The sequence below is a fragment of the Streptomonospora wellingtoniae genome, assembly GCF_031845375.1.
GTDB classification, from domain to species: domain Bacteria; phylum Actinomycetota; class Actinomycetes; order Streptosporangiales; family Streptosporangiaceae; genus Streptomonospora; species Streptomonospora wellingtoniae.
On the sequence record NZ_JAVREK010000008.1, the window covers coordinates 63,918 to 77,301 of the forward strand.

Genomic DNA, 13,384 nt, shown 5'->3' on the forward strand with positions numbered 1-13,384 from the left:
ACGTGTCGATCACCAGAAGTCCCCAACGCCAAGACGCGGGGGCCGAGGCCCCCGTACCCGTCCTGCGGCGCCTGGGCCGCTTCACGGCCCGCCGGTCCGGGGCCGTGCTCGTCGCCATGGGAGTCGTGGCACTCGCTGCGCTGCTCCTGGCCGCCGGCACACTGGACCGACTGGTGCTCAGCCGGTTCGTCAGCCCCGGCTCGGAGTCCCTGCACGCCGCGGACGTGCTCGAAGAGGAGTTCGGCACCGGAACGCAGAACTTCCTGCTGCTGGTCACCGCAGACGAGGGCACCGTCGACGACGCCCGCGTGCGCGCGGCCGGCGAGGCCGTCGAACAGGAGTTGGCCGCAGAGGACGGCGTGGCCGAGGCCGCGTCCTACTGGTCGCGCGGGGAGTCGCCCGCCCTGCGGTCGGAGGACGGCACCCAGGCGCTGATCATCGCCCGCATGGGAGGCGACGTCACCGAGGCCCGGGAGCGCCTCGGCGAGCTCTCGCCCGAGTACACCCGCGACCAGGGCCCGGTCTCCATCGCCGTCGGCGGCGGCGACGAGGTGTTCCGCCAGGCCGCCGAGCAGGCGCGGTCCGACTTCGTCACGGCCGAGATCATCGTGTTGCCGATGGTGCTGGTGCTGCTCTGGTTCATCTACCGCCGACTGCCCGCCGCCGCGCTCACCTTGGGCATGGGCCTGTTCTCGGTGGTCGGCACCCTGGCGCTGCTGCGCGGCGTCGCCTCGCTCACCGAGGTCTCCACCTTCGCCGCCAACCTCACGCTGGTCATGGGTCTGGGGCTGGGCGTGGACTACAGCCTGTTCATCATCAACCGATTCCGCGAGGAGATGCGCGGCGGCCGGTCGGTCGCCGAGGCGGTCGAGTGGTCTGTGGCGACCGCGGGGCGCACCGTCGCCTTCAGCGGCCTGACGGTCGCGGTGTCGCTCCTGTGCATGCTGCTGTTCCCTTTCCCGTTCCTGCGGTCGTTCGCCTACGCCGGAGCGGGCGTGGTCCTCACATCGGTCGTGGCCGCCCTGGTGATCATGCCGGCCGCCCTGGCGCGGCTGGGCCACCGCGTGGAGGTGCGCAGTCTGAGCGGCTCGGCCCGCGGGGCGGGCTGGTGGCGCAGCACCGCGGTGCGGATGATGCGCCGGCCCCTGCTCTACGGCGTGCCGGCGCTGCTCGTGCTGCTGGCGCTGGCCGCGCCGACACTCAACCTCGACTTCGGCCTCCCGGACGACCGGGTCCTGCCCCCGGGCACATCCAGCCGCGAGGTCCAGCAGGACATCCGCGACGGCTTCGCTCAGGAGGAGATGGACGCCGTCCAGATCGTCGCGCCGGAGCTGCCGGGAGACGGCGGCCGGACCGGCGACGTCGCCGCCTACGCCGCCGAGCTGTCGCGCGTGGACGGGATGGCCCAGGTCGACGCGGCGACCGGCACCTACGTCGACGGCGAGCGGGTGAGCGGGCCGGGGGAATCCTCCGACCGGTTCGCCGCCGAGGACGCGACGTGGTTCTCCGCCGTGCCCTCCGACGAGGCGCTGGAGGGAGTGGGCTCGGTCGACACGCTGCTCGCCGACGTCCGCGCCGTCGACGCGCCCTCCGAGGTGCTCATCGGGGGCTACCCGGCCGAGCTCAACGACTTCCGCAGCCAGCTGGTTCAGGCGATCCCGCTGGTGTTCGGCCTGATCCTGGTAGTCACCTTCGTCATCCTGTTCCTGATGACCGGCAGCCTGCTGCTGCCCCTCAAGGCCATCGTGCTCAACGTGCTGAGCATGGGGGTCATGTTCGGCGCCCTGGTGTGGGTGTTCCAGGACGGCAACCTCGCCGGCCCACTGGGCGTGACCGCGATCGGCACGCTGGAGCCCACCTTCCCGCTGCTGATGTTCTGCATCGCCTTCGGGCTGTCGATGGACTACGAGGTGTTCATGCTGTCGCGGATCAAGGAGGAGTACGACCGCACCGGCGACAACACCGAGGCCGTGGCGGCAGGGCTCCAGCGCAGCGGGCCGCTGATCACCGCGGCCGCGGTCATCCTCGCCGCGTCGTTCGCGACCTACACGGTCTCGGGGGTCATGTACCTGACCATGCTGGGCGTGGGGATGGCGCTGGTCATCCTGGTCGACGCCACTCTCATCCGCGCGGTGCTGGTGCCGGTCTTCATGCGCCTGGCGGGTCGGGCCAACTGGTGGGCGCCGGGACCGCTCCGCCGGATCCACCGGCGGTTGGGGATCAGCGAGGTCTGACCGCCGCCCGCTTCCGCACCGGTCCGGGGCGCCCGCGGCGGCGCCTCGGACCGCGGAGCCCTGCGCTGTGGTCTGGACTAGCCTTGGTGCCGTGACAGAGCAGCGATACCCCTGGCCGGAGGCGAGTTCCACCGGCGTCGGCTCTTTTCCCGGCACCGACCCCGATGAAGCGGTGCGCACCGTCCTCGGCGAACTGCCCGACCTGCCGCACCTGCCGGAGCTGCCCGAACGCGGCCCGGGCGCCGACATCGTCGGGCGCACCGCCGGGATGCTGGTGGACCTGCCGGTGGAGGTGCAACCCGCCGGGTGGCGCGTGGTCCAGCGGCCCGGCCGCGACGCCGAGCGGGCGCGCGGCTTCCTCTCCCGCGACCTGGACGCGCTGGAGGAGCACTCCCAGGGCCTCTCCGGGACACTGAAGATCCAGGTCGCCGGGCTCTGGACGCTGGCCGCGGCCATCGAGCTGCGGTCGGGCGAGAAGCTGCTGGCCGACCACGGCGCCGTCGCCGACCTGGCGGCCTCGCACCTGGAGGGCGTGCTCGCCCACGTCGCCGAGGTGCGCAAGCGGGTGCCGGGAGCCGAGCTGCTCGTTCAGGTGGACGAGCCCTCCTTGCCCGCGGTGCTGCACGGGGCCGTTCCCACCGCCAGCGGCTACGGGCGGCTGCCCGCCCCCGACGCCGTCGCCGTGGAGGGCCGGCTGCGCGAGCTGTTCGCCGCCCTGGCCGCCGCGGACTCCGTGCCGGCCGCCCACTGCTGCGCCGTCGACGTCCCGCTGGATCTGCTGCGGCGGTCGGGTGCCCGCGCGGTCAGCCTCGACGCCACGCTCATCGGCCGCTCGCTGGACGAGGACGTCGGCACCGCGGTCGAGGGCGGAGTCGGTCTTTTTACCGGTGTCGTGGCGAGTGCGGGCGGCGTTGTGTCAGACCCGGCCGCTACCGTCGATCCTGTACGTGAACTGTGGAGCCGCATCGGGTTCGCCCCCGAACAGCTGACCCGCGCCGTGGTCGTCACGCCCACGTGCGGGCTGGGGCGTGCCGCGCCCGACCACGCCCGCGCGGCGCTCGACGCCTGCCGCCGGGCTGCCCGGGTGCTGCGCGAGGATCCGCGGCGCCGGTGACTGCGGAAAGGACGGCTGAGGGTGAGCGCACAACAGCCTGCGGCTGCTGACGACAGGGTCCCCGCCGAGGTGCGCGAGCGCCACGCCCGACTGTGCCAGGAGCTGGACGACCACAGCTACCGCTACTACATGGGCAGGCCGATCGTCTCAGACGCCGAGTACGACACGCTCATGCGCGAGCTCGGCGAGATCGAGGAGCGCCACCCCCCGCTCGTCACCCAGGACTCGCCCACCCAGAAGGTCGGCGCGCCGATCAGCGTCGACTTCTCCCCGGTCGAGCACCTGGAGCGCATGCAGAGTCTCGACAACGCGTTCTCCAGTGAGGAGTTCGACGCCTGGGTTCACCGGGTCGAGGCCGAAGCGCCCATCGACGCCTACCTGTGCGAGCCCAAGATCGACGGCCTGGCCGTCGACCTCGTCTACGAGAACGGCCGCCTGGCGCGCGCGGCCACGCGCGGCGACGGCCGCGTCGGCGAGGACATCACCCTCAACGTCCGCACCGTCGCCGACGTCCCCGAGCGGCTCGACGGCTCCTCCCGCCCGGCGCCGGAGCTGCTGGAGGTCCGGGGCGAGGTGTTCCTGCCCGGCGAGGAGTTCGAGAAGCTCAACTCCCGGCTCGCCGACGAGGGCAAGACCCCCTTCGCCAACCCGCGCAACGGCGCCGCCGGCTCGCTGCGCCAGAAGGACCCCCGTGTGACCGCCACCCGCCCTCTGCACATGCTCGTGCACGGCGTCGGGGCCCACACCGGTGTGGAGTTCACCCACCAGTCCCACGTCTACGACCTGCTGCGCGAGTGGGGGCTGCCGGTCAGCGACCGCTACCGCGTGCTGACCACCCGCGAGGCGGTCCGCGACTACATCGAGTACTACACCGAGCACCGCCACGAGCCCGCCTACGAGATCGACGGCGTGGTCATCAAGGTCGACGACGTCTCGCTGCAGCGCCGGCTCGGCTCAACCAGCCGCGCACCCCGCTGGGCGATCGCCTACAAATACCCGCCGGAGGAGGTCACCACCCGGCTCGTGGACATCCGGGTCAACGTCGGACGCACCGGCCGCGTGACCCCCTACGGAGTGATGGAGCCGGTGCGGGTGGCCGGCTCCGAGGTCGAGCTCGCCACCCTGCACAACGCCCAGGAGGTCGAGCGCAAGGGCGTGCTCATCGGCGACACCGTGGTGCTGCGCAAGGCCGGCGACGTCATCCCCGAGATCGTGGGCCCCGTGACCGACCGCCGCGACGGCTCCGAGACCGCGTTCGCCATGCCCGAGGAGTGCCCTGAGTGCGGCACCCGGCTGGGCCGGCAGAAGGAGGGCGACGTCGACCTCCGCTGCCCCAACACCCGCGACTGCCCGGGCCAGCGGCGCGAGCGCCTGGCCTACATCGCCAGCCGCAAGGCCCTTGACATCGAGGCGCTGGGCTATGTGGCGGCCACCGCTCTCACCCAGCCGCTGGAGCCTGCGACCCCGCCGCTGCGCGACGAGGGCGACCTGTTCGACCTCACCGTCGAGGACCTGCTGCCCATCAAGTCGCTGGTACTCGACCCCGACACCACCGAGCCCAAGCGCGACCCCGCGACCGGCGAGCCCAAGGTCGTCACCTTCTTCGCCAACCAGAAGGGCGAGCCGAAGAAGACCGTCGAGAAGCTCTTCGAGGAGCTGGAGCAGGCCAAGCGGCGGCCCCTGTGGCGGGTGCTCGTCGCACTGTCCATCCGCCACGTCGGCCCGCGCGCGGCCGAGGACCTGGCCCGCCATTTCCGCTCGATCGAGGCGATCTCCGAGGCCTCCGAGGAGGAGCTCTCGGCCGTCGAGGGGATCGGTCCGACGATCGTGGCCTCGTTGCGCGAGTGGTTCGACGTCGACTGGCACCGCGAGATCGTCCGCAAGTGGCGCGCGGCCGGCGTGGTCATGGAGGAGGAGGGCGCCGGCGGGCCCCGTGTTCTGGACGGTGCCACCGTGGTCGTCACCGGGTCGCTGAGCGGCTTCAGCCGCGACGAGGCCAAGGAGGCCATCGCCGACCGGGGCGGTCGCGTGACCGGATCGGTGTCCAAGAAGACCGGGTTCGTCGTGGTGGGCGACAGCCCGGGGACCAAGTACGACAAAGCGGTGCAGGCCGGCGTTCCGATCCTCGACGAGGACGGGTTCCGCGTGCTGCTGGAAAAAGGGCCGGATGCGGCCATAGAGTACCGCCTGAATACGGATTGAGCGTGTTCAGCGCGGTTTCCAGCGGATTCGGTCGTTAGTCCCGGTCGACGGTGTCCGTGCTGGCAGTGGCGTCTACGATGCGCGATCATTAGGCTACCTCTCGCAGCATTTCAGGACGAATCAGGCAATCATCCCAGCTTGCGCCCGATTCACCGAAAGTTCCCGGTCGGCGACACCTGGTTATGAAGGGTCGTAAGCTGAAAACGGAACTGATCGGATGTAGCTGCTCATTGCAGACGCAAGGACCGGACCGGTCATGGGGGGACTGGAACGGGAAAACGTGACAGGCTTCGTAGCCCCGGCGCCGCGGGGGGAGCACGTTCGGCGCCGGGCACCGTGAATCCCCCTGAGGACGTCTATGTTGGATCCCACCAGCACCCGGGACATCGGCCCCCGGACCGGGACGCCGCTGTGGCTCTACCTCGCCGGCGTCACGGTCGCGGGCGGTGCGGTGCTGGGCGTCGCGCTCTACTTCTACGGGCTCGAACGACTGCAGCAGCTGGGCGCCATGCCGCTGGTCTGGCTGATGCTGTGCATGGTGATCATCGGTGAGCTGCGCCCCATCGCCTCGCCCCGGACGTCGCCCGACCAGGGCGCCCCCACCTCCCTCCCGTTCTCCTTCGCGCTGCTGATCTCCCTCGGCCTGCCCGTCGCCGGGCTCGTGCAGGCCGTGGCGTCGGTCATCGCCGGGATCGCCCGCGGGCACTCCCCGCACCGCGTCGTCTTCAACATCGCCCAGTACATCCTCAGCTTCGGGGCCGCCGACCTGGTGCTTGCCCTGCTGCTGAACCGCGCCTCCGCGCCTCCCCACTCGGTGGCGGGCCCCGACCTCGCGGTGCTCGCCCTCGCCGGCGCGGTCTACTTCGGCTGCAACGTGGTGCTGGTCGACTCCGCCGTCGCGATCCACGAGCGCGCGCCGCTGGTCGCGACCCTGCGCAAGGACATCGGCCAGCGCCTGTTCGTGCACGGCGTCCTGCTCAGTCTCGCGCCGCTGGTCTCGGTGGCCATGACCCACGAGATCTGGCTCGTGCCGCTCTTCTTCTTCCCGCTGGCCGCCCTCTACAGCAGCGCCACGCTTTCGGTGAAGCGCGAGCACCAGGCCAACCACGACGAGCTGACCGGGCTGGCCAACCGCAAGCTGCTCATCCTGCGCACCCAGGAGGCGCTGGCCGAGGCCCAGCAGCGCAAGAGCCGCGTGGGCCTGCTGCTGCTCGACCTCGACCGCTTCAAGGAGGTCAACGACACGCTGGGACACCCGACCGGCGACCGCCTGCTGCAGACCGTGGCTCGGCGGCTGACCCACAGCGTGCGCCCCGGCGACCTGGTCGCCCGCCTGGGCGGCGACGAGTTCGCGGTGCTGCTGCCGCAGGTGCGCGACGCCGCCTCAGCGCGCGAGGTCGCCGCCCGGCTGCGCGTCTCCCTGGCCGAGCCCACGCGCCTGGACGGCATGGACTTCGACCTGGAGGCCAGCGTGGGCATCGCGCTCTACCCCAACCACGCCCCCGACTTCGAGCTGCTCATGCAGCGCGCCGACGTCGCGATGTACGTGGCCAAGGAGCGCCGGACCGGTGTGGAGCTCTACGAGCCCGACAAGGACCGCAACTCCACCGCCCGCCTCAGCCTCTTCGGCGAGCTGCGCCGCGCCCTGGTCGACGACGAGCTGCTGATGTACTACCAGCCGAAGGTCGGCCTGGCCGACCACCGCGCCGTCGGGCTCGAGGCGCTGGTGCGCTGGCGCCACCCCCAGCGCGGCGTGCTGCCGCCCGAGGACTTCGTCCCGCTGGTCGAGCAGTCCTACCTGATGCGCAGCTTCACCCACGAGGTCCTCGAGCGAACCCTCCCCCAGATCGCCCGCTGGTGGGATGCGGGCGTCCGGCTGCCCGTGGCGGTCAACCTCTCCGCGCGCGAGCTGCTCGACCCCACTCTGCCCGACATCCTCGCCGCGGCGCTGCGCCGGCACGGCGTCGTCCCCCAAGCCCTGCGTCTGGAGATCAGCGAGCGGGTCATGGTCGCCGAGGCCGACGCGATCACGCCCACCATGCTGGCGCTGGCCGACCTGGGGGTCTCGCTGGCCCTGGACGACTTCGGTACCGGCTACTTCACCCTCGCGCGGCTCAACGGCCTGCCCGTGGAGGAGATCAAGATCGACGAGTCCTTCGTCCGGCGAAGCCTCGCCGATCCCGACGGCCACCTGATCGTGCAGTCGGCGGTGGACCTGGTTGGCACGCTGGGCATGCGCGCCGTGGCCGAAGGCGTCGAGTCCGAGGGCGTGGCCGCCGACATGCGCTCGATGGGCTGCTACGCCGCCCAGGGCCGCTACTTCGCCGCCCCGCTGCAGGCCGCGGACGTCGTCCCCTGGCTGGTCGAGTACGGCGGCCAGCAGCCGCCGGCCGGCTACAGGGGCCGCGGCGCCAGCGAGGAGCACAGCCGCTCCGCCTGACCCGCCGCCCGGCGCCGCCCTGTGGACGAGCGCGCCCGCCCCCGCTTGTGCGGCAATAGGATTGAGCTGTCCGATTCCGCAGAAGAAACGGTTGCCTACATGTCCGCCATCACCCGCGATGAGGTCGCTCACCTCGCCCGGTTGTCGCGGCTGGCGCTGCACGAGGACGAGCTGGACCAGCTCGCCGCCCAGCTCGACGAGATCATCTCGGCTGTGGCCAAGGTGCAGGAGGTCGCCCGCGGCGACATCCCGCCGACCTCGCACGCCCTGCCGCTGACCAACGTCTACCGCCCCGACGAGTCCGTCCCCGGGCTGACGCCCGACCAGGCGCTGGCGGGCGCGCCCGCGGTGGAGGACCAGCGCTTCCGCGTCCCGCAGATCCTGGGGGAGGAACAGTGAGCGCCACGGACCTGCTGCGGCTCAGCGCCGCGGAGCTGGGCGAGAAGGTCCGCGCCAAGGAGACCACCTCGGTCGAGGCCGCGGGCGCCTACCTGGACCGCATCGCCGAGGTCGAGGGCGACGTCCACGCCTACCTGCACCTCGACCGCGAGACCGCGCTGGCCCAGGCCCGCGCCGTCGACGAGCGCATCGCGGCCGGCGAGGACCCCGGACCGCTGGCCGGCGTCCCGGTGGCCCACAAGGACGTCTTCACCACCGAGGACATGCCCACCACCGCCGCGTCCAAGATCCTCGCCGACTGGCGGCCGCCCTACGACGCCACGGTCACCGCGCGGCTGCGCCGGGCGGGCACGGTGATCCTGGGCAAGACCAACATGGACGAGTTCGCCATGGGCTCCTCGACGGAGAACTCCGCCTTCGGCGCAACCCGCAACCCCTGGGACCTCGACCGCATCCCCGGAGGTTCTTCGGGCGGCTCCTCGGCGGCCGTGGCCGCGTTCGAGGCGCCGCTGGCCACCGGCACCGACACCGGCGGCTCCATCCGCCAGCCGGCGGCGGTGTGCGGCCTGGTCGGCGCCAAGCCCACCTACGGCGGCTCGTCCCGCTACGGGCTGATCGCCTTCGCCTCCTCCCTGGACACCCCGGGCCCCATCGCGCGCAACGTGCTCGACGCCGCGCTGCTGCACGAGGCGTTCTCCGGCCACGACCCGCGCGACTCCACCTCGGTGGACGCGCCGGTGCCGCCGGTGGTCGAGGCGGCGCGCCGCGCCGACGTGGCCGGCCTGCGTGTCGGCGTAGTCCGCGAACTCGGCGGCGAGGGCTACCAGGCGGGCGTGCAGCAGCGCTTCCAGGAATCCGTGGAGCTGCTGGAGTCCCTGGGCGCCAAGGTGGTCGAGGTCTCCTGCCCGAGCTTCGACGCTGCGCTGGCCGCCTACTATCTGATCGCGCCCAGCGAGTGCTCGTCGAACCTGGCCCGCTTCGACGCCATGCGCTACGGGCTGCGCGTGGGCGACGACGGCAGCCGCAGCGCCGAGGAGGTCATGTCGCTGACCCGCGCCGAGGGATTCGGCCCCGAGGTCAAGCGGCGCATCATCCTGGGTACCTACGCGCTCTCCAGCGGCTACTACGACGCCTACTACGGCTCGGCGCAGCAGGTGCGGACGCTGATCAAGCGGGATTTCGACGCCGCCTTCGAGAACGTCGACGTGCTGGTCTCGCCCACGACGCCGACCACGGCCTTCCCCATCGGCGAGCGCACCGGCGACCCGATGTCGATGTACCTGGCCGACCTGTGCACCATCCCGTCGAACCTGGCGGGCAACGCGGCGCTGTCGGTGCCGTGCGGCCTGGCACCGGAGGACGGTCTGCCGGTGGGCCTGCAGATCATGGCGCCGGCGCTGGCCGACGACCGCACCTACCGGGTGGGCGCGGCGGTCGAGGCCGCGCTCGCCGAACGCCGAGGCGGCCCGCTCCTGTCGGAGAACGCCTACGCGGTCTAGCGCTCACGCGAACCGCAGCGCGAAGGGCGCCCGGTCCCGACGGGATCCGGGCGCCCTTCGCTGCGTGCGGGGCAGGGCGCACTCCCGGCCGGTGCGACGCCGTACGGCGGCTTCGCGCGGGACCGGCCGGTGCGGCGCCGCACGGCGGCTTCGCGCCCTTGACCCTGCCCGGGCGGCGGTGCGGAGGGCCCGTGCGCGCGAAAGCGCCCGCCACCGCTCGATCGCGGCGACGGGCGCTCCCGCTGTCCGGTGCTCGCCGGTGCTAGCGGTGCTAGCTGATGGACGAGCTGCTGCGGCGCTTGCGGCTCAGGTACATGACCGCGGCACCGGCACCCAGAGCGGCGACGGCGGCGGCGACCAGGCCGCCCAGAGCGGCACCGGTGACCGGAAGACCGCCTTCGTCGTCATCGTCCTCGGCCGGAGCCTCCGGGCTCTCGCTCGGGGTGGGCTTGGTGTCCGGCGTCTCGCTCGGCGAGGGGCTCGGGGTTTCACCCGGGGTCTCGCTGGGCGTGTCGCTGGGCGTCGGGCTCGGCGAGGGCGCGGTGCCCTCGGTCCAGCTGACCTTGGCGCCGGCATCGGTGGAGATCTCCTGGGACTCCGCGGCGATCAGCGTCTGGGTCGGCTTGTCCTTGTCGACGCCCTTGAACAGGCGGCCCATGTGCAGCTGGGTGGAGATGGAGGCGGAGACACCGGCTTCGCCGGCGGCGGCGTCCTCGGGGATCGCCACGCCGAACTTCGTGCCGTTGGCGACGTCGCCGCCGATCTCCTCGCCGCTGCCGAGGTCGACCAGCTTCGCACCCTCGGGGCCGGAGAGCTTCACGGGCACACTGTCGGCGCTGGTCTCCAGCAGGAACTCGCCGATGGTCTCGCCGGCCTTGCCCTCGGCCGAGGCCGGGGTGATGCTCAGCGAGGTGTCGGGCTCCTGGCTCTGCGGCTCCTCGACGGCGTTGTCGACCAGGTAGTCGTAGAGCTTCTTGGTCTCGGCGTCGTTGTTGCCGCCGAGCTTGATGCCGTTGCTGAAGTGCCAGATGGCGGCCTGGGTCCCGCTCAGGGCGTCCTTCCGGTCCAGCCCGGCGGCGCCGCTGGCCTCGGCCAGCGCGGCCACGTCGACCTTCGGGTAGCTGTGCTGCAGCACCCAGTGGACCTTGGCGGGAGAGGAGAAGTCGCCCTTGCCCGGGTAGTTCTCCCAGGCGTCCTCTTCGTAGGCGGCGCCGCCGCGGATGTTGGTCTCGAAGTCGATGCAGTAGGTCCGCAGGACCGTGCCGTCGTCGAGCTTGAGGTTGAACAGCGTGGTGCCGACCGTCTTGCCGTCGGTCGTGTGGACCTTGTGGCCCGTCTCGGCGTTGCCGACGTACTCGCCCGTCGCGCCTTCGGCGGCGGCTGGGGCGGCAGCGAGGCCGAGGGCCAGGGTGGCGGCCGCAGCGGTGGCGGCGACCTTGGTGACCGCGCGGCTGCGGCGCGTGGCGGGCAGGGGGTGACTCGTTACGCTCAAATCGTGTCCCGGTGAGAATAGGGGAAACCGGACAGTGCAGTGTTCGCTGTTTCGGGTGCGAACGGCAATTCGGCCGACCAGGGGCGTGTGGGAACGCCGGCTGCTGGTGCGGTGTTCGGCCGAGGTGGATCAGACGCCCCGCGGGCGTGGGCTCGGATCGCCGAGGACGGTAGCGGGGGGCCGCGACGGCGATTTCTCGTCTACCGCACCGCCAGATCCTAGCGACCCGGTTCCGGGCTTCCAACCGTCTTCACTGAATTTATGGGTTCTGTTCTGTGCTGTCCGTTATCCGGAACCTTGGGGGTGGATAGGTTCCTCATGCGGGTGCAAACCGCACCCGAGCTGTGTGTTCGTCCCCCGCTGCGGATGCCCGGTACTCCGGGAAACCGCCGGATCATGGGGATCCGGTCACTCTCGACAGCAGAACATCTGGCCGCAAGCGGCCACTGTGTCAACTGGAGTCACTCCTGAAACGACGACACGCATCACATCGAGCGGCGGTGCCGGGTCAGGTACAGCACGGCGCCGCCGATGGCCGCGAGCGACAGCCCGAGGGCGAGGAGGCCGCCCAGCCAAGTGCCGGTGCGCGCCAGATCGTCGTCGGGGCGGCGGTCCTCGGCGACGACGACCTCTCCGTAGGTCGCGCTCGGTGCCGCCGTCGGGAGGGCCGGAGAGGACGGCGACGGAGCCGCCGCGGCGCCGGCCTCCGCACCGGCTGATCCGGGCGCCGAGGGCGCGGGCGGCAGCGGGGCCCCGGGGGGCGGGGCCCCGCCCGTCCAGTCGACCTTCACCGCCGCGGTCGCGCCGGTCACGGCCGTTTCGGCCACCACAAGTGGCTGTGTCTGCACCCCGTCCTTGCCCATGAACAGCCGACCGGGACGCACCCGTGCGTCGGTCACCTCGGCGTAGACGGTCGCCACCCCCGTCGGCGTCTCCGGGGGCAGCTGCAGGAAGAACTCGTCGCCGTCGGCGACCTGCTCCACCGGCTCGCCGTCGGCACCGGTGAGCCGCCCCTCCCGCGTTCCGCTCACCCAGACCCGCACCGGGCCCGGGGAGCTGGTGTGGACGGTCAGCGGGCCGATCGCCTCGTCCGGGTCAGCGCCTTCCACGCGGTCGGGGGTCAGCTCCAGCGTCGCCCCCGGACCGGAGCCGCCCTCCCGGCGGGCACCCTCCACCAGGTAGTCGTAGAGCCGCACCGTCGGGGGAAGCCGCCCGGAATCCCCGCGCCGCTCCCGCTCCAGCGCCACGCCGTTGGTGTGGTGCCAGACCGCCGCCTGGGTGGCGGCGATCGCCTGCGCCCGGCTCGCCTCGGGTACACCGCTGGCCTCCCGCAGCCGCTCCAGCCCGACGTTCGGGTAGGAGTGCGCGGTGATCCAGCTCACGGCGCCGGGTGCGGTGGGGGCGGCCTTCGGCGCGGCGCCGGCCCCCCACCCGGCTTCGGCGTAGGCCGCCTGCGGGTCGACGCTGGTGCTGATGTCGGCGCAGTACGCCGCGAATCCGGCGTCGTCGCCCGTCATCATCCGGTACAGCGCGGTCTCGGCGGCGCCGCCGCCCGCCAGCCGGATCGTGGCGCCCTGCTCCGCCTCGGGAGCGACGCGCGAGAGGTTCTCGGCCGAGGCCGGGACGGCCGAGCCCCCGGCGAAGGCGAGCGCCGCGGCGGCCGCCGCGAGCCATCGCCGCATGAGTCCGGGCATGGGTCGCTTGCCTCCCCGAGGTGCGGGCGGGCCGGTGCTGGACCGAGGGCGGGCGCGGGCGGGCGGAGTGCGCTGGAAAGCGCGACGCTCCTGCTCAGGAGCATCAGGTTAACCTCGCGGTCGCCACCGGAGGCTCGTCCGCGACGAGGTGACGTCGAATCGTGTGCATGCTGTGACATACCGGGTCTGCCGAGTAGCCGCCCCGGCCGAAGGCCGCAGGCGCCGTCCCCGCCTCGGGCCGGGCATCGGTAGGCTGCGATGGGCGGCCCGCGACCCACGCTGACCAGCGGGGCGCGGCCCACCTCGCCGG

Annotated in this window: 8 protein-coding genes; 6 read left to right on the plus strand and 2 right to left on the minus strand. The window is 72.3% G+C overall.

Features of this window, described 5'->3' with window-relative positions:
• The first annotated feature begins 2 nt into the window (after positions 1 to 2).
• The 6 genes from RM446_RS09765 to gatA all read left to right on the plus strand — a co-directional run bounded on the left by RM446_RS09765 (position 3) and on the right by gatA (position 9,888).
• Positions 3 to 2,234 carry an MMPL family transporter gene (locus RM446_RS09765; RefSeq protein WP_311544882.1) on the plus strand — a complete coding sequence of 744 codons (2,232 nt, stop codon included), beginning with the start codon at positions 3 to 5 and terminating at the stop codon, positions 2,232 to 2,234.
• A gap of 91 nt (positions 2,235 to 2,325) precedes the next feature.
• Positions 2,326 to 3,348, plus strand: coding sequence for a methionine synthase (locus RM446_RS09770; protein WP_311544883.1), 1,023 nt, complete (start codon positions 2,326 to 2,328; stop codon positions 3,346 to 3,348).
• 21 nt (positions 3,349 to 3,369) lie between these two features.
• A complete protein-coding gene (gene ligA / locus RM446_RS09775) occupies positions 3,370 to 5,550 on the plus strand; it encodes an NAD-dependent DNA ligase LigA (protein ID WP_311544884.1) in 2,181 nt (726 codons plus the stop codon).
• A 358-nt stretch (positions 5,551 to 5,908) separates the two neighbouring features.
• Positions 5,909 to 7,990, plus strand: coding sequence for a putative bifunctional diguanylate cyclase/phosphodiesterase (locus RM446_RS09780; RefSeq protein WP_311544885.1), 2,082 nt, complete (start codon positions 5,909 to 5,911; stop codon positions 7,988 to 7,990).
• A gap of 99 nt (positions 7,991 to 8,089) precedes the next feature.
• Positions 8,090 to 8,389, plus strand: coding sequence for an Asp-tRNA(Asn)/Glu-tRNA(Gln) amidotransferase subunit GatC (gatC, locus tag RM446_RS09785; protein WP_311544886.1), 300 nt, complete (start codon positions 8,090 to 8,092; stop codon positions 8,387 to 8,389).
• Positions 8,386 to 9,888 (plus strand): Asp-tRNA(Asn)/Glu-tRNA(Gln) amidotransferase subunit GatA, encoded by a 1,503-nt coding sequence (gene gatA, locus RM446_RS09790; RefSeq protein WP_311544887.1) that lies wholly within the window; start codon positions 8,386 to 8,388, stop codon positions 9,886 to 9,888. The genes gatC and gatA overlap by 4 nt, the downstream gene beginning before the upstream one ends.
• Before the next feature lie 271 nt (positions 9,889 to 10,159).
• On the opposite strand, the gene RM446_RS09795 is transcribed toward gatA, so the two are convergent.
• Both RM446_RS09795 and RM446_RS09800 read right to left on the minus strand, forming a co-directional pair.
• On the minus strand, positions 10,160 to 11,380 hold the full coding sequence (locus RM446_RS09795; RefSeq protein ID WP_311544888.1) for a thioester domain-containing protein: 1,221 nt from the start codon (positions 11,378 to 11,380) through the stop codon (positions 10,160 to 10,162).
• 485 nt (positions 11,381 to 11,865) lie between these two features.
• A complete protein-coding gene (locus RM446_RS09800; protein WP_311544889.1) occupies positions 11,866 to 13,074 on the minus strand; it encodes a thioester domain-containing protein in 1,209 nt (402 codons plus the stop codon).
• Positions 13,075 to 13,384: the final 310 nt, after the last annotated feature.